This window comes from Photobacterium frigidiphilum (assembly GCF_003025615.1).
In the GTDB taxonomy this organism is placed as follows: domain Bacteria; phylum Pseudomonadota; class Gammaproteobacteria; order Enterobacterales; family Vibrionaceae; genus Photobacterium; species Photobacterium frigidiphilum.
Genome location: NZ_PYMJ01000003.1, coordinates 197908 through 215832 on the forward strand (window position 1 = coordinate 197908; position 17925 = coordinate 215832).

The 17925-nt window shown below is 40.6% G+C and carries 17 protein-coding genes; 7 read left to right on the top strand and 10 right to left on the bottom strand.

Going from position 1 to position 17925, the window contains the following annotated elements; all coding sequences use genetic code 11:
• Positions 1–4: 4 nt before the first annotated feature.
• Entirely contained in the window at positions 5–790 is a 786-nt protein-coding gene (locus C9J12_RS04555) for a phytochelatin synthase family protein (RefSeq protein WP_107241627.1), read from the top strand.
• A gap of 263 nt (positions 791–1053) precedes the next feature.
• Here the strand turns inward: C9J12_RS04555 and C9J12_RS04560 are convergent, their stop codons facing one another.
• The 4 genes from C9J12_RS04560 to C9J12_RS04575 all read right to left on the bottom strand — a co-directional run bounded on the left by C9J12_RS04560 (position 1054) and on the right by C9J12_RS04575 (position 4826).
• Positions 1054–2439, bottom strand: coding sequence for a sensor histidine kinase (locus tag C9J12_RS04560; protein WP_107241628.1), 1386 nt, complete (start codon positions 2437–2439; stop codon positions 1054–1056).
• A gap of 46 nt (positions 2440–2485) precedes the next feature.
• A complete protein-coding gene (locus C9J12_RS04565; RefSeq protein ID WP_107241629.1) occupies positions 2486–3274 on the bottom strand; it encodes a response regulator transcription factor in 789 nt (262 codons plus the stop codon).
• 174 nt (positions 3275–3448) lie between these two features.
• On the bottom strand, positions 3449–4135 hold the full coding sequence (locus C9J12_RS04570; protein WP_107241630.1) for a spondin domain-containing protein: 687 nt from the start codon (positions 4133–4135) through the stop codon (positions 3449–3451).
• Positions 4136–4145: 10 nt separating this feature from the next.
• On the bottom strand, positions 4146–4826 hold the full coding sequence (locus C9J12_RS04575) for a spondin domain-containing protein (protein WP_170111719.1): 681 nt from the start codon (positions 4824–4826) through the stop codon (positions 4146–4148).
• 144 nt (positions 4827–4970) lie between these two features.
• On the opposite strand from C9J12_RS04575, the gene C9J12_RS04580 reads away from it, so the two are divergent.
• The 4 genes from C9J12_RS04580 to C9J12_RS04595 all read left to right on the top strand — a co-directional run bounded on the left by C9J12_RS04580 (position 4971) and on the right by C9J12_RS04595 (position 8495).
• Positions 4971–5873, top strand: a complete 903-nt coding sequence (locus C9J12_RS04580) for a DMT family transporter (RefSeq protein WP_107241631.1) — start codon at positions 4971–4973, stop codon at positions 5871–5873.
• 130 nt (positions 5874–6003) lie between these two features.
• The gene (locus C9J12_RS04585; RefSeq protein ID WP_107241632.1) at positions 6004–6660 is read left to right on the top strand and encodes a DsbA family oxidoreductase; all 657 of its coding nucleotides are present in this window, start codon (positions 6004–6006) and stop codon (positions 6658–6660) included.
• A 287-nt stretch (positions 6661–6947) separates the two neighbouring features.
• Positions 6948–7691: a helix-turn-helix transcriptional regulator gene (locus C9J12_RS04590; RefSeq protein ID WP_107241633.1), complete on the top strand. Its 744-nt coding sequence runs from the start codon at positions 6948–6950 to the stop codon at positions 7689–7691.
• A gap of 69 nt (positions 7692–7760) precedes the next feature.
• Complete coding sequence (locus C9J12_RS04595) at positions 7761–8495, top strand: transglutaminase-like domain-containing protein (protein WP_107241634.1); 735 nt, start codon at positions 7761–7763, stop codon at positions 8493–8495.
• 214 nt (positions 8496–8709) lie between these two features.
• Here the strand turns inward: C9J12_RS04595 and C9J12_RS04600 are convergent, their stop codons facing one another.
• Both C9J12_RS04600 and C9J12_RS04605 read right to left on the bottom strand, forming a co-directional pair.
• A complete protein-coding gene (locus tag C9J12_RS04600; protein ID WP_107241635.1) occupies positions 8710–9174 on the bottom strand; it encodes an ASCH domain-containing protein in 465 nt (154 codons plus the stop codon).
• Between the two features lie 113 nt (positions 9175–9287).
• Entirely contained in the window at positions 9288–9761 is a 474-nt protein-coding gene (locus C9J12_RS04605; protein ID WP_227876269.1) for a GNAT family N-acetyltransferase, read from the bottom strand.
• Between the two features lie 618 nt (positions 9762–10379).
• Here C9J12_RS04605 and C9J12_RS04615 point away from each other — a divergent pair.
• Positions 10380–10571: a hypothetical protein gene (locus tag C9J12_RS04615; RefSeq protein WP_107241636.1), complete on the top strand. Its 192-nt coding sequence runs from the start codon at positions 10380–10382 to the stop codon at positions 10569–10571.
• Between the two features lie 313 nt (positions 10572–10884).
• A complete protein-coding gene (locus C9J12_RS04620) occupies positions 10885–12372 on the top strand; it encodes an alkaline phosphatase (RefSeq protein WP_227876270.1) in 1488 nt (495 codons plus the stop codon).
• A gap of 77 nt (positions 12373–12449) precedes the next feature.
• Here C9J12_RS04620 and nagB read toward each other — a convergent pair whose 3' ends face one another.
• From nagB to C9J12_RS04640, 4 genes are all read right to left on the bottom strand, one after another.
• On the bottom strand, positions 12450–13250 hold the full coding sequence (nagB, locus tag C9J12_RS04625; RefSeq protein ID WP_107241699.1) for a glucosamine-6-phosphate deaminase: 801 nt from the start codon (positions 13248–13250) through the stop codon (positions 12450–12452).
• Between the two features lie 239 nt (positions 13251–13489).
• Positions 13490–14020 carry an MltR family transcriptional regulator gene (locus C9J12_RS04630; protein ID WP_107241638.1) on the bottom strand — a complete coding sequence of 177 codons (531 nt, stop codon included), beginning with the start codon at positions 14018–14020 and terminating at the stop codon, positions 13490–13492.
• Positions 14021–14125: 105 nt separating this feature from the next.
• Positions 14126–15271: a mannitol-1-phosphate 5-dehydrogenase gene (locus C9J12_RS04635; protein ID WP_170111717.1), complete on the bottom strand. Its 1146-nt coding sequence runs from the start codon at positions 15269–15271 to the stop codon at positions 14126–14128.
• Between the two features lie 91 nt (positions 15272–15362).
• The gene (locus tag C9J12_RS04640; protein WP_107241640.1) at positions 15363–17315 is read right to left on the bottom strand and encodes a PTS mannitol transporter subunit IICBA; all 1953 of its coding nucleotides are present in this window, start codon (positions 17313–17315) and stop codon (positions 15363–15365) included.
• Between the last annotated feature and the right edge of the window lie 610 nt (positions 17316–17925).

Here is a 17925-nt window from a genome sequence, read left to right on the forward strand (position 1 = left end):
AATTATGAAAACAATACTAAAAACATCGCTACTTTCCCTTGCTCTGGCCATTATGCCAACCTCTGCTGCCTTTGCCGATGTCATCGACTGGTCAAGCGACGAGGGGATCACCCGCCTTGAACAGTCTAATTTTAAGAAAGATTTTTTCAAGCTAGCAAACTTTTATGATGCGCAAGATAACAAAGTCTACTGTGGTGTCGCATCTACCAGCATTATAATGAACGCCCTTCGTGTTCGTCAGAATGTTACTGAAATCCCGTTAGATGAATTAGCAATAACGGCAGAAGACCGAGTCTACTTTCCTCAGGGTAACTGGAGTCCGTTCTACGAGCGCTATACTCAAAATACTGTTTTAGGACACAGCACTAAAACTCGACTACAAATTATGGGACAACCTGTCTCTGACGGTGCTGGCCCAGATTACGGTTTGCAGCTAGATCAAATGACGGATCTGGTGGCAACTAACCAGTTAAAGGTAAAAACAGTTTTTGTCGATAACCTAGACAGAAAAGCGTCTATGAAAGCAGAACTGGTCCATGCCCTAGAGACCAAAAACCAGTATGTTGTCGTTAATTACTCGCGCAAAACGCTTAATCAGCCAGGTTCAGGTCATTACTCACCTATTGGAGCCTACGATAAAGCATCTGATTCTTTCCTAATCATGGATGTGTCAAATGCCAAAGCGGATTGGGTCTGGGTTGACAGCGATCAACTGTTCGACGCTATGGCAACTATGGATACAAAACGCAATCGTGGTTACCTGCTGATCAGCGAAGGTCTAAAAGGTTAATCACTCATCGCTCTGGCAGGCTCCCCCCTGCCGGAGTTAACACATTACTACGCCTTCTCGTCCCGCATTGCGACCAAGTCAGTCTTTAACCTCCTCTCAAATAGCTTGAAAACCGCCTGTAGTATTCAGCTGAAGTTATGGAAGAAACCATAGAGGCCATCATTGATGGCTAAGGCAGAAAGGCTACAAGTAGCCCTTTAAACATATCAACATGCGAAGTTGGAACTCATCGAAGAGTCCACTAGCAACTATGCTATGTCAAATCAGTGGCTTATTCGGAAAATAAAGGATTGCTGGAATACATCGTGTTTTTTCTGCGTGAGTAATTGGCTATTGTGTAACATTAGAATCGATTGAATAATTTTGGTGCCTAAGCCTAATGATCCTGAAGGGGCATTTTGTTCGATACGATTACTGATGTTGATCTCAACCTGATTATGCTGTTTATTTTTATTAGGTTGAATGACCGTTAATTCGATGGAAGAGTTATTAGGGGCATGGCGAATTGCATTCTCTAATAAGTTAGAGAAAAGTCGAGATAATAGCTGTTTATCTCCTGTTATTGGTGCAATGTCTGCAATATTCAAATTAAGTGATAGGTGCTTTCTTTGGGCATCGATAGCAACGCTTTCTGCTGTCTCGTAGATAATATCTGCCAGTTTGACCGATTCAAAATGCGGGGCGGGCTCTGGTTGTTTATCTCTTGCAAGCTGTAATTGATGGTGCAATTGTTCTGCCAGTTTTTGAGCATTACGGTGGGCTGTATCAATCAAAGGGTTTGGCTTTTCAGCCTGTAGTTGCCATGTTTCTAAATAACCTAATACGCTTGATAACGGGGTTTTTAAATCATGGCTAAGTTGCATCAGCATTTCATGGCGAAATGTCTCTTGTTGCTGTAATTGAAGGAATTGCTGTTGAATATATTGCGCCATTTGATAAAACTGTGCCGTAATGGGCTGTAATTCAGGTACTTGTTGTACGAAATCAGGTTGTAAACGGAAGTTATCTTTGGCTTGTAAACGTAAACGACGAGTGACTGTTTCCATTGGTGTTAGCAATGTACGTTTGACCATAAAGTAAGTGGCCATGCTAAATCCTACAAGTAACACGAGAGAGGCTATAAGTACCATTAATATTGGACCGTAACTTTCTTGCGCTGTTAGTAAGCTATGTTTCTCACTACCAATAACCACATACAAATAACCAATCACTGAACCAAATTGACTAATAGGGGCAACTGAAAATACTTTTTGTTGTTCGGGTAGGCGAGGATCATCTCCTAAAATGGGAAACGGCTTTTCAGCCAAAAATTGTTTAATAGGAAGAAGGCTAACTTTCCCCATTTGTACTTTTCCTTCAGGGGCGGCATGGCTGCGGATATTACCTTGTTGATCAAGGAAGTAAATTTCGAAATCAGGACCTAGTAACATCAAAGTATGAAAGATGGACTTTAGTGCATCAGGGTTGTAATTCGTGCCTTCCATTAGCGGATTATCATCACGCATGTGGGCGGCTAATTCATGATGCAAACCTTGCTGGGTACGTTGCTCTGTTGTTGCTTGTTGTTGGAAAAATAATGAGCCAATTAATAACGCTGAAAGTGAAAACCATACACACGTTAGCAGCAATAAACGTAGTTTGAAGTTCATGGTTATCCTTCCTTTATGGCGGTTAGTAGAATTGTTGAATAGCCCATTAAATAGCTTGAAATTTATACCCAACACCCCAAATAGTATGAATGTACTTGTGCTTAGGATGACAGGCTTCCAGTTTCGTTCTTAATCGGTTAACGGTGCTACAAACCGTATGGTGATAGCCCGAAAAGTCGGTATGCCAAACCTGTGAAAGCAATTCATCTTTGCTATAAACTCGCCCAGGTCTTTTTGCTAAAAAGTACAGCAAGGTGAATTCCGTTGCTGTTAGATTAATCGGCTGCTGGTTCACTTCAACTTGGTGAGAATCTGGTTTAATGGCTAACTCATCAAAATGTAAAACAGGCTCTTGGTTATCTAGCGTATTCTCTGATTCAGTCTGTTGTATTCGTTGGCTTGAACTTGATGATTCGTTGTGGCTCTCTCTACGTAAAATAGCTCTTACTCTTGCTTGAAACTCAAGAACGCTAAAAGGTTTCGTTAAATAGTCATCTGCCCCAGATTCTAAGCCTTCGACTTTGTCTTTTTCACTATCTCTGGCTGTTAGCATAAGTACTGGTGTCCAATTTTCATGCTGGCGCAGTGTGTGGCAAAGTGTTAAACCGTCACCATCGTCGAGCCCTCTATCTAGAATCACTAACGAAAAGTGGTTCTCTTTAATTAATTTATCGGCTTTAGTTATGGTGGTTGCACGAACAACCTGATGATTTTGCAGTGTTAAGTGCATGCCTATCAGCTCTGCAAGATCGTTATCATCTTCAACAATTAAGATATTAGATGGTGCAATTATTTGGGTTGTTGTAGTTATCTTTGCTGCTGTTGTATTTAACATGATCTTTCCCCCGGCTATTCGCACGACATGATGTTCTCGTCGTGTTTTAGAATGGCAGTTACACCGTTTTTATCTTCTGGTGTAACTGACCGGATAGGGAAAGAATTCTTTCATTGAATAGCAAAAATTATTCGATTCAAAAGTACTTTATTCGACAAGTGCTTTATGTAACAACTACTCTGTCCGAGTAATACTTAATCGTGCGCCTGGGTTTAAGAATCGATGGGTTGCGTTTAATACAGAGGTTGCTAGCCCATCATCAAGGCTAATAACACCAGCATGGAATGAAACGCGGTTATTGTCGTCACGTGCACTGTTGAAACCTTCACCACCGGCAGCTGGCCCCGGTATGCTTGCCGCAGATTCATCATTGTTTTCTGTGCCTGAATCCCAAACCGCCATGTTCATATTCAAGCTTGCCCCAACAGCTAGCGATGTAAGATCTAATTGGGTTTCTCCCACAAAACCATCATTGGTGTTTACCAGCATGCTGGCGACAGAGATTAAGCTAGCTTGGGTTGGATCAATTGTAAAAGTAATAGTGTCGCTGTTACCTGGTAATACAACCCCTGTACCAGAGAAGCTATAACCGACATTGGTGTTTGTTTCTTTTTCAGCAAGTACCGATGAGTTGTCACCACTTTCAGCTAATATTTCTAGGCCATCACTTGCTGCCTCACCCACTGAAAATAGACGATATTGGTCGTTATGCGCTAATACTGCCAGCGGAGAAAGCGGTTGATTGGGTGTAAGGTTTTTAACGGTAACAGTATAGCTACGGGGTGCTCCACTATCGTCGTTGTCGGGACAACCTACTAGCAGGCTTACACTGGCTGCAATTGCTATCAGACGGAATTTCATATCAGCCTCCTTATTTAACCGTTACGGTCATTATCGCTACTGGATTTAACCAACGGTATGCGCTGCTGTTAATGTCGCTTACACCTCCTGCTGGATTGGTATCACCAAGGTTGCCGGGGTGAATATGTACTTTGTCATTGGTGACTGTGGTTTCGACACCAGTGCCGCCAGTACCAAACGTGATAAAAGGGGGATTAGGCATACTTGCTGCTAATTCGTCGTTAGCTTCTGTACCTGCATCGTAGCTATTTAAGTAAACCTTGTAGGTGCCAGATGTCGATGGAATAATCCAGCTATCAAGTCCGACAAAACCATCGTTAGTGGGCAATAACATGGCAGTTACCGAGAGTCGGTCTAGGTCGCCAGTACTTATGGATGTTGTAGCCGCTACACCGGGATTAAGAATGCCACTTGCGGGGTTCTCTATAACGACAGCCCCTGCATTACTGGCTAAAGAGGATAAACCTGAAATATCACCACCTTCTGCCATTGCTTCTAGTTCTGCCGATGCGTTAGTGCCCGATTCAAATAAATGGGCATCAGCACTGTGTGCAGCAATAAGCAGTGGCGTAAAGTAAATTCCTTTTGTTGCATTGGTTATTGAAATATCAAGTTCTGCCGCCTGTAAGCCCACAGCACACAATATAGAGGTACTGATCAAAGAGGATTTTATTACAGAGGGTAAGTGCATTGTTGTTTTCATCATCGCGTCCATCATGTTATTGGTGATATTCAAAGCATGACGGATAAATCTGACAATCATCTCGCGAAATTCTCACAAATTCATCACAATTTTTTTTGCTATTATTGTTACTTCACAGCACTGGGTAGAAGAATGAAAACGATTAAAGCTCACTGTATGGTAATACTTGCGACTATCTTGATTGCGGGCTCTTTTCTTGCCTCGAATAATCTAACCGGAACGGTTAATCCGATATCGTTGACGTTACTCCGATTCGTCATTGCGACCTTGTGTTTAGCGCCTGTTGTATTATTTACACCAAGGTTTCGTAAGCAAATAATGCGTGTATTGCCACGTTGCATGGTGATCAGTTTCTTTTATTCTGGTTACTTCATTTGTTTGTTCGAGGCATTAAAAACGACCACGGTATTAAATACAGGCACGCTTTATACATTAACCCCTTTTATCACTGCTGTACTGTGTATTTTCTTGTTCAAGATGAAAGTCGGCTTGGTGCAATTTTTTGCTTATATTTTAGGGGCAATTGGTACGCTATGGGTGGTATTTAATGGCAGCCTTAATTCGTTGTTATCGCTATCTTTAACTCAAGGTGATTTGATATTCATGCTAGGTGTCTGCTCAATGTGTGGTTATACCATTGTTATGAAATTGCTTTATCGAAAAGATAACGTCATCGTTCTTACATTTTGTACGCTTTTAGGCGGTACGCTGTGGATGACGATTGCCACTGTGGCGATGGGTATTCCATTACAGTGGGATTTGCTACAAGGTAACGCTTTGTTGAGCATGGTGTATTTAGCAATTGGCGCTACATTACTCACCTCTTATTTATATCAAAAAGCATCTATAGCATTAAACCCAAGCAGTGTTACCGCTTATATCTATATGAGCCCAGCTTGTGTGGCACTTCTTACATTCTTAATACACGGCGAATCTATTTCAACAGTCATTCTATTTGGTATTGCTTTATCAGCCATAGCCACTCTCTTTTTACAGATAATGAATGTTAGAAATAGTCACAAATCGGCGCACTAAACGTGATTAATGCAGCGATTACTCGCGTTATAAACAGCATATGATCACAACGATTAATGTTAGGATGTTATTGAGCACTCACAGAGAGTGCCGATCTATTTGATAAAATAAGAATGTAAAAGAGGTTTTCATGTCAAAGCTCCGTAATATTCGTATCGATATCGTCTCTGATGTTGTATGCCCGTGGTGTATTATTGGCTATAGACGCCTTGAAGAAGCACTTGGTGCATTTGAAGGAAAGATAAACGTAGAGCTGTATTGGCAACCTTTCCAAATTAACCCTGATATGCCAAGTGAAGGGGAGAATTTAGGCGAGCACCTAACCAAGAAGTACGGGTTAACGTCAGAGCAAAGCCAAGCTAACCGTGAAAATCTGATTCAGATCGGGGAGTCTTTAGATTTTACGTTCAACTTCACCCCTGAATTTAAAATTTATAACACATTTAAAGCACATCAGTTATTACATTGGGCTGCAAAGCAGGGTAGGCAACATGCATTAAAGTTAGCCTTATTTGATGCTTATTTTACCGAGCAGAAAGATCCGAGTGATATTGAATTACTGGTAACGGCTGCAATGCAGGTCGGGTTAGATGGTGAAGAAGCGCGTGCGGTATTAACCGATGAACGTTTTGCTGATGATGTGAAAATGAATCAACAAACTTGGACAAATAGTGGTATTCAGTCTGTCCCTTCGATTGTATTGGATCAGAAATATCTAATTTCTGGGGCGCAAGATCCTGAAACATTCATTCAGTCGATTCAGCAAGTGCTTAATGACGCTCGCTAAGCTATTTATTGAAAGCAGCAATTGATAATACTGAAATGATGAAGCCGTAAAATTCATGTCAGCTTATGGTGCAGGCTATATGTGTGTTTGCACCATATCTTTGTTCAAAAAATAACTTAGATCTAATGGTGGTTTAACCGAAATATGGCTCTGAAAGGAATAAGCGAACAGTTAAATCGGTTGATAATTCGTTAAATGCTCACCCTTGCAGTGTCTAGTACAATCAAAATAGGTAACTACAGTCGAATATTTGAACCACATAAAATTTATTAGAGAAACGAGAAGTGATGAAGTCTAATGTTTGGATCAAGGCAGGTATAGTGATCATATATGGTTCATCTATAGATGCCTCTCCTCATCGTCACCACGCGATTCAACTGGCGTGCCCTAGAAATGGCTATAGCTGCAAACTAGATAATAATGAAATATCGACACCAGTAATTATTGATTCTAACGTCGAGCATCAGCTACAAATTGATGAGGGTTGGATCTTGTTGGTCGAGCCCACTAGCGAATTAGGGGGGGAGCTATCTAAGAAATTGGCAGGGCAACCTTCAAAAGTATTTAAAGTGCCTTTACCCACGATTAAACATACAGAATACATTGATGATTTAACTGTACTACTTTCCCCTTTATTTGAAAATTTAGCGCTTTCAAATAAATTTCCTCTCATCAATGAAAGTCAGATCGCGGATCATCGCATTAAAAAATTATTACATGAACTCAACCAATGCTTAGATGGGAAATGCCTTAAACCTAGCAATTGGCGGGCGTCTGATGTTGCTCAAAAACTGGCTCTATCGGAGAGCCGCTTTCTTCACTTATTTAGTAAAGAGCTGGGCATTCCTTGGCGACCATATTTGCTATGGTGTCGAATGATTTGTGCTGTAAGAGCAATATTAAATGGAGAGTCTGCGACAGATGCTGCTCACATGGCAGGCTTTTCTGATAGTGCGCATTTAAGCCGTACTTTTCGAAAAACATTTGGAATGACCATTCGGCAAGCAAACGCTATTTTTCAAAAAAGTTAGCCAGTTTATTCAATTTTTAGCTCCGCTCATTGGTTACTCTTGTTACATATTCGATGAAAGGAGTTACCGATGAGTGAGCTATCAAAAGATTATCGACAAGAAACGTCAATGCTGGATTTCATGCACCCGTATATCCAAAACTTGGTTGAGAGAAGAGAGTGGAAAAAACTGTCGGAATTCGCTGCTATTGGTGCAATTTATAATTATGTCAGAGACGAGGTTCGTTTCGGTTATAACAAAGATGACCGTATGGCCGCTAGCCAAGTGTTAAAAGATGGTTACGGGCAATGTAATACTAAAGGAACGTTATTAATGGCGCTGCTCCGTGCTGTAGGTATTGCTACTCGTTTTCACGGTTTTACTATTTATAATGAGTTACAGCGAGGGGCAATCCCGAACTACCTTTTTAAGATCGCGCCAGCTCGTATCATCCATAGCTGGGTGGAAGTTTATCACGATGGGCGTTGGATTAACTTGGAAGGGTATATCTTAGATAAAGATTACTTAAAGCAAGTTCAAAAGCAATTTGCCGAACAAAGTGATTCGTTTTCAGGCTACGCAATTGCAACCAAATGCTTGTCTAATCCTGAGGTTGACTGGAAAGGGAAAGATACCTATATACAGAGTGAAGGGATTGCTGATGACTTTGGCGTATTCACTCAGCCAGAAGATTTCTATTCAGTACATGGTAGTAATTTGTCTGGTATAAAAAAAGTGATGTTTCGATATGTACTCCGCCACTTAATAAACTTAAATGTGAATAAGATTCGTACAAACGGAATTCCAAATAAAAAGGTAACTTAAACAGACAATAACGTTTGCTTTAACTGCCTCTATTTAGATCAAATCCAGCATTAGAGACTAAAGAGTTGGACTGTGAATTATCAATTTGGTCTTTGTTATGTTCATATTCGATATACCATTTCTAGTGTAGTGGCTAATGCTCTAGCTCATTCATAGGCAGTTAGCCACTATTTTTGATACATAACCTAATGTCTATTTCTGCGTTGTTTATTGCCTATTGATGAACCACATGGAATCGTTCTAAAACAAGTACCATATTTTCATTTGGCTCAATACCTAACTCAATGCACTCTTTAGCGAAGAAATCCCAATGGGCTTTGCGCCACCATTCAAGTGAACGGTCACCTTCACCTTCCGCATAAGCAAATTCTGCCGTGACTTCACTGTATTTACACTTTTCAACTGAGTCGATTTCAACAATACAAATTGGCTTTCCATTCCAATCAACGACAACCAGTAAATGACCAACAGTTGGCCTTGGTTCTTCATCTGATTCATACCAATAATTAAGGCTGCAAGTTGCTGTCTTTTGACCGATTCGAATTAATTCAGCGCATAAATTGGCATTATGCTCATCAGCACAGAAATAATCCGAACTGAATGATTGATACTTTTTACGCTCAGATTCACTTAGAGAGCTGAGGTATGTGTCTAGGTAGATTTGAGACTGTTCTTCCATGAAATCCTCTTACTAATTTTTTCAATATAACGCCGTCATAAATTGTGTTGATGGCTTTGTGTACGCCTAGCATAGGCATGAACTAATGAGGTTATAAACCTCCGGCTAACCGGTTATATTCGTTGCGTCAGGCGCATATGGATTAAAGCAACACTCTCGCCTTGGGGCGATATATGCTTTGCTACAGAGTAAGGTTCAAAACCTAATTTGCTATACATTAACAAAGCTCGTGTATTAAAGTTAAACACCGACAAATGCGGCACTGCATCATAAATTTCCCTGCAAACTTCTATCATGTGCTTGATTAACCCCTTACCGATGCCTTGTCCTTTAAAATCTTGACCAACGATAACATTTCCAATAAATGCACTTTCCCCTGGAACAACATTGTACAAATTACTAAAAGCCACAACTTGCCCTGCAATAATACAGACAGTTAAACTTTTTCTAGCTTTTGCCGTTTCTTCAATCTGCTTTTTATCCCATGGAAAACTGCCAGTTGCACAGAATGAAAATAATTCTTCAGGAGATGCAGTCAACCGCGCTATATCATTATATTGTTCTTCTTTAGCACTAGTAAATTCCATTTTTCCTCCAATAACTAAAGACTCGCTCTGAGCAACCGAAGATCATCCACAACAACTTCGTGCCTATTTTCTTTATGGATAACAGGTTACTAGCTTAAAACCGCAAGGTAAACGCTCAGCAACCATTGATGCCTATTCACGTGCAGTGCGTCGCATTATCCACCTCTTTGATAAAGCACCTGACAATACTTTACTCAACTGTTCAACATCCATTTTTGGAGTGCTGTTAGGGTTGGTTGTGATGTTTTACCGTTATTTTTCAAATTATTACCTTGGATTTGACTCTACAATACGTGGGTCTGCTGAACAGGTTTACTCATCAACTACGTTATCAAGTCTGCTTTTTAACGATATAGCCTTGGACTACGGCTGGGTGAAGTATGCATAATCGTTCAGTAATTGCGGTTCGAGTCACGCAATGCTTTAAGCAGAAAGATTGACTTGAACCTATAATGGTCGTGTATATTGTAACTGCATGAAAAAGCAGTGTGAATTACGTGCTACAGTTTGATATATAAGTGTTTATTTTTTCTTGATAGTGCTTCCATGATACTTAATTGATCAGCTAGCTGAGTAAATCAGATCGCTTCTCAATTATGTATTGCTGGAGACAGGCACATGGAAATACTTGAAAAAGCTAAAACGTTATTTACCCAACCGTTAAGCTTGGATGGGTTGCGAAAGCTTGATCGGTTAGAACGCCAAGCAAAAGGGGAGGAGAGAATGTATATAGGTTTGTTATGGGATGCAGCATATGCCGCTGTTGACCCAATTGTTTTGCAACAGGCACGTGTAGAAGGTTTGCTGTAAAAAGAAAATAGCCTACTAGACAGATAAAACTAACCGTTATCGAATGTTGGTAACGGTTAGAATCCCACCATAATCATACCCTCATGTTAAATAATGAAGTGCACAGATTCATTAGATTAGAGCTTTGTAATGAGTCAATATATTCAAGCATTTAAATATTGCTCCCCAAATATGTAGCGTCACATTAAATTATACGGATTGTAAAACGGCGGTCATAAAAGTAAGCCACTATGCGTGCAACTTATTACTTTTAATCAACGTGTTTCAAAGCTTGAATTTGGCTTTGATGTATAACAACGATAGGGAATCCGTAGTGAACAAAACACTTTTTATATCAGCACTTTCTGCCGCTTTATCAACTGCATTCATTTCTCATGGTGCATTTGCCGCTGTGCCGCAACAAAATGATGTTTGGTTTAAAAATGGACAGCGAGCGATAGAGCAAGCTAAAGCACTTAAACCGATTGATACCAAAGCGAAAAATGTCATTATTTTTATCGGCGATGGTATGAGTGTGGGCACAATGACTGCCTCTCGTATCTATGCAGGGCAAAAGCTGGGTAATACGGGTGAAGAGTATCAGCTTAGTATGGACACCATGCCGCACGTTGCGATGTCAAAAACGTATAACACCGATATGCAAACACCCGATTCAGCGGGTACGGCATCTGCAATCGTAACGGGCGTAAAAACCAAAGCGGGCATTATTAGTGTTGATGACAATGTAAGACGCGGTTTTTGTAGCACAGTAAAAGGTAATGAAGCCAAAACGTTGTTTGAAATGGCCGCTGAAAAAGGCAAAGCATTGGGGGTTGTTTCTACTGCGCGTCTGACTCATGCGACACCAGCTGTTGCTTACGCACACTCTGCTGATCGTGATTGGGAAAGTGATGCCGCAATGACGAATATTGCAAAGAATCAAGGCTGTAAAGATATTGCAGACCAATTTGTTAACTTTGATTTCGGTGATGGTTTTCAAGTCGCATTTGGTGGTGGTCGTCGCGAATTTATGCCTGTCGATATGAAAGATCCAGAAAATGCAGACAAAACGGGTAAACGTAAAGATGGTCGTAACCTGATCACTGAATGGGAAACGCGTTACCCAAATGGTGAGTACATATATGACCGTAAAGGATTTGATGCTATCGACCCTGCTAAAACGGAACGTGTATTTGGTTTATTTGGCAATAGTCACATGGAATATGAAATTGATCGTCAAAAAGACAATAATGAGCCGTCGTTAGCCGAGATGACATCAAAAGCGATCGATATGCTAAGTAAAAATAAAGACGGTTATGTGATGATGGTGGAAGCGGGGCGAATCGATCATGCGCACCATGCGGGTAATGCTGCACGTGCATTTGAAGATACAGTTGCATACGACGACGCCATTAAACTGGCATTAGAGAAAACAAGCAGTGAAGATACGCTGATTATTGTGACAGCTGATCACGCACACACCATGATCATGAATGGTTACGCAGAGCGCGGTAATCCAATCTTGGGTTTGTCTAAAACGAAGGGCAAATACAGCGAAGATGAGTTTGGTAAAAAGTACACGACTATCTCGTATGGTAATGGTCCAGGAGCAGTAAAAGAGGGGCGTGCTGACGTAACTCAACAAGAAGCAACTAGCGTTGATTACTTACAGCAATCTTTGATTCGTTTAGGATCAGAAACACATTCAGGTGAAGACGTTACAATCTTTGCTCGTGGTCCTAAAGCGTGGCTGTTCCAAGGTACTGTCGAGCAAAACTATATCTTCCATGTTATGAATGAAGCGCTTGAATTAACTAAGTGACTTTAATTTAAGTAGTTCAGTGAATAATAAAAAAAGCCGCATTATATATGCGGCTTTTTTATTGTAGAAAATAAAGCTTATAAGCCTTTGATATTCTCAGCTTCTAGCTCTTTAAAGTACTTCACTGTTTTCACTTTAAGCTCTTGTTGTGCTGCTTCGTCAGCAACCATAACCGCTTTAGTGTGAAGTTGAAGTGCAGATACCGTCCACATGTGGTTTACGCTACCTTCAATTGCTGCTTGAAGAGCAAGTGCTTTATTATGACCTTGAATTAGGATCATCACTTCTTCAGCATCTAATAGTGTTGCAACACCAATAGTCAGTGCGTACTTAGGCACTTGTGCAATGTCGCCACCGAAGAAGCGAGAGTTGGCAATACGTGTATCTTCAGTCAGTGTTTTAATACGTGTACGAGAAGATAGCGATGATGCTGGTTCGTTAAATGCGATGTGACCATCGTTGCCTACGCCGCCCATGAATAAGTTGATTTTACCGTAAGACTTAATCTTATCTTCGTATGCTTTGCAGTGACCATCGATGTCGTCAGTTTGACCATCTAATAGGTTGATGTTTTCTGCTTTAATATCAATATGATTGAAGAAGTTAGTGTGCATGAATGTGCGGTAAGATTCTGGGTGGTTTGGGTCAATACCCACGTACTCATCCATGTTGAATGTTACAACATTTTCAAAGCTAACTTCGCCAGCTTTGTGCAGTTCGATTAATACTTTATAAGTTGATAGAGGCGTGCTGCCTGTAGGTAACCCCAGTACAAAAGGGCGATCTGCTGTTGGATTAAAATCATTGATACGCTTAACGATATGACGTGCAGCCCATGCGCCAACTTGAGTAGCATTGCTTAATGGAATTAATCTCACTTTGATACCTCTATAAACAGAATTATTAAATTTCAAATCATTATTTGCATTGTAAAATAAGTTTTGAATCAGTGCCAATGATTTAAAACAAAAAAGCGATCTTATTGTGAGGTTTTCACATTCTAGACTCACAAACGGTAACGGTTTACGCTTAATTATATGCGCTTAAGGCTTTAGCGGTAGGGGGCAAGGGTATGAAAGAGGGTGCTATTCGGAAAAACCATCCATGGAGTTCAGAATCAAAATGGACTATCACGACCAAGTTCATTACAGATGCCAGCAATTGCAAGAGCAAGCGCCGACTTGATGATCTGCTCTTGACGAGCTAACTGCATTTGATAAAAAATAAGGTCGACATCGTCACCTGGCGAGGCGATTTCAAGTTGTACCATTCCCATATTTTGTACCGCATGCATTTTTTTGATGGGTTGTAATATTTTTGGGTCAGTAAAACAGTAATCGCTACCATCGCTGTTAAGAAAATCACGCAGTTTAAGAAAAGCATCGATATCTTGGTAAATGTTGTGTGAAACAACACCTAAACCCAGCAATAGCTTAAGGCGAACCGTTATTTCACCTAAGGGGCCAGAGTTATCCAGTAAAGGGCCGACCACAGACTTAACGGCGAAATCGTCTTTACGAAATATACGCTGGATTAAGCTATCGACAGCTTCTTCAAATACTTCGACAGAAGTGATAATGAAACCGCGCACATTAGATGTATCACTTAATCGTTCAAGGATGTCTGACTCTTGGTCACTTTGTGCCATAACCTGTGTATTCTCTTTCGTAACAGGGAAGGGCAGTTATTGCCCTTCCAAGTCTTTCCACATTTGGATTTTGAGTGAATTTATTCACTTAATCACGATGAGTAATCAGCTCAATTGTAGAAAAATAGTTTCAATAGTCTTCGCTTCCTTGCTGTCAGCGTCGATACCTGTGTAATACGCCAATGTTGGGCGAAGGCCTTTCTCTTTTAACGAGGTTTGTAGCTCGACGGCCTGTGGATCTGATTCGTTGGTGTACATGAATGCAGCAGCAATACCTTTAAGTAAGGTTTTGTTTTCTGTTCCGTATTCAATTGTACCTAGTAATGGTTTGATTAATCTATCATTTTCTCCTAGTTTACGGATTGGTTGACGACCAACACGGTCAATTTCGTCTCGTAAATAAGGGTTTGCGAATCGGCCTAAGATTTTTTCAATGTAAGCATTGTGCACTTCACGGTCAAAACCATAACGTTTGATTAATACTTCACCACTTTCTTGCATCGCGGCTTTAACTTGCTCGCGAATCTCATTATCTTCAATGGCATCACGTACGGTTTTATGACTTTTTAGTGCGCCTAGGTAAGCTGTCATGATGTGGCCAGTATTTAGCGTAAACAATTTACGCTCAACAAATGCCATCAAATTGTCAGTCATTTCCATCCCTTCAATTACAGGGATATCACCTTTGAATTGCTGCTTATCAACGATCCACTCGCTGAAGCTTTCAACGGTAACCTCTAATGGGTCATTCGCTGCTTCTGAAGGTGGAACGATACGGTCTACTGCAGAATCAACGAAGCCAACTAACGCGTCTGCACGAGCGTGATATTGCTCATCAAGGTGTTTATATACTTCATTTTTTAGGTGTGTCGTCCCACGTACCATGTTCTCACAAGCAATAATGTTTAATGATTTTTCATTGCGTGCCTCAAAACGCTGTGCAAGACCTGTTGCGATTGTTTTCGCAATGATATCAAGTACGTTAGGCCCAACAGCCGTAGTCACTAAATCTGTATGCACAATGCGGTCGATAACGTCTTGGCTTGCTGAGTTAACAGCTGTTACGTGGGTGACAGTATCAACTTGGCATTGGCTGCCAACCACTTTTACTTTATAAGATTGATCATGACTTAATTGATCAACAAGTGGTTTATCAACGTCTGCAAATGTAACCGCGACATTTGCATCTGAAAGTAATTTACCAATAAAACCACGACCGATATTACCTGCGCCAAAATGAACTGCTTTCATAATCTTTACCTACCAATAATTAATTTTAAAAAGTAATTTAAGAATGAGCAGAGGCTAGACCGAGCATCTAACCTCGGGGTCACTCAGCGTATTAAGCGGCTTTTTGGCCAGCAAGAATACTTAGCACTTCGTTGACATCTGTTGTGCTAGTTAGACGCTCGATAGCATCAGGATCGTCGAGTGCATTGGTGATAGTAGTGATAACTTGAATATGTTCATCGTTCTTCGCTGCAATACCGATTACCAGCTTCGCTAGGTCGTCTTCATCATCGCTGAATAGAACACCTGCAGGGTACTGACAAATTACGATACCGGTTTTGATAACACGGTCTTTAGCTTCAACAGTACCGTGTGGAACCGCGATAGATTCGCCTAGGTATGTTGATACGAGTTTTTCACGGTCGAACATTGCGTCTACGTAATCTGGTTCTGCATAACCCATTTTAACCAGTTGCTCGCCAGCATATTTTATCGCTTGTTCTTTTGTGGTTGCAGTACATCCAAGGTGAATATTCTCAGCTTGAATTTGGAATACTTGCTTCTCTTGTGGTTCAAAACTATCTTCGTTTGCTGCGACAGGTGATACTTTTACTATTGCAGAGTCGTTTGCTGCGTCAGGGCTGTTTGCTGCCACAATACTGGTCACTAAATCGTTGTAGATTTGGCTGTCTAGGAAGTTTGTTAGCGAAATGTGTTTTGCATTCGCTGCATGTTTACGAGCACGGTCTGTTAAATCTTTATGAGTAATCACGATATCTACCTCTTGCGGCAAGCTATTAATGGCACTGTTCGTTACGCTAATGTTGAGTCCAGCATCTTGAACCTTCTTACGCAGCAGGCTTGCACCCATTGCACTCGATCCCATGCCGGCATCGCAAGCAACAATGATGTTGCGTACGTCAGCCATATTAATATTGCTTTTATCTTCAGCTGTTACTTCTGCCGAATTGCCTTTAGAGCCCGCTTTCATACCCTTCATTTTTGAAGTTGCAGAAGCAAGAGTTGTATCGTCGTCTTCATCTGTTGTATTTTGAGTTTTCATTAGCAGTGCAGCAACAGAGAATGAAACCGCTGTTGAAGCGATTACAGAAAGAATAACGCCCACAAATGATGCTTTAGGTGTCATCAATAAGATGGCAAAGATTGAACCTGGAGAGGCTGGTGAAACAATGCCTGCGTTGAATAATGTAAGTGTGAATACACCCGTCATACCGCCAGCAATTACCGCTAGAATCAAACGTGGATTCATCAGTATGTACGGGAAGTAAATTTCGTGGATACCACCGAAGAAGTGGATGATAGATGCGCCACCAGCCGTTTGCTTAGCAGTACCGCGACCGAAAACTGTGTAAGCAAGCAGAACACCAAGACCAGGACCTGGGTTCGCTTCAATCAAGAAGAAGATTGATTGACCAGTTTCACTAGCTTGTTGAATACCTAATGGCGAGAAGATACCGTGGTTAATCGCGTTATTTAGGAATAGAATTTTTGCTGGTTCAACAAAGATTGACGTTAAAGGTAATAAACCTGCTTCTACAAGGAAGTTAACACCGCCAGCCAAGCCACCTGATAGTACTTTTACAAATGGACCAATCATGTAGAACGCGATGATTGCGCAGATCATGCCCACAATACCGGCAGAGAAGTTGTTTACTAACATCTCGAAACCGCTTTTTACTTTACCGTCTACCCAGTTATCGAACTTCTTGATTGCCCAGCCACCCATAGGGCCGACCATCATTGCGCCCATGAACATTGGGATGTCTGTACCGACGATAACACCAATTGTTGTTATTGCACCGACAACCGCCCCACGGTCACCACCAACCAATTTACCACCGGTATAACCGATTAGAAGTGGCAATAAATATGTAATCATAGGGCCAACAAGTTTTGCTAATTCCTCGTTTGGAAACCAGCCTGTTGGAATGAATAAAGCTGTGATAAAGCCCCATGCGATGAACGCACCGATATTTGGCATTACCATATTAGATAAGAAGCGACCAAAATTTTGTACCTTGATCTTTGCATCTGGTGATATCATTAGGATTCCCCGTTTGATGTTCTATTTTTATATTCTGTTGTAAGTAACGGTTCGCCAAAACCGTCGATTGCTTAGTACCCAATTAATTTACCATAGATATTGAAATTAGAACTGATAACGGGTTTTTTGTGACTTATGTCAAATTAATCTTGGGCCCTACCAATTTATAGTGTGACAACTGTCACGATCACCCTTTGTAAGTGAGTTACATTTCTTGCATTTTTAAAATGTCAATCAAATGTTCAGGCTTTAGATCTCACTTGTAAGTATTTTTCTTTTTTGCTTTTGGTGATATTTATCACACTTGTGTTATTTTCCTTTTAAATAGTAGATGTGTTTAGTGATGCAGATCGCTCTCCATATTTAATTCATATCGTGAAATTATTCGAAAAATTTTAGCTGTTATATTTTGTTGCAAAATTACATATGCAATCACATGTTAATTTGACTTTTTTAAGTGCAGATCTTATGTGAAAACGATAGTAACCCTCCTCTTTGATTTCAATTTTTGCTCATTCTGTTTAATCAATATCCCTGTTAGTGCTAAGTGTATTGTTTGTTAAGTAAGCGATAAGCATGAAATCACGTATATTCAAGTAATTAAACGTTA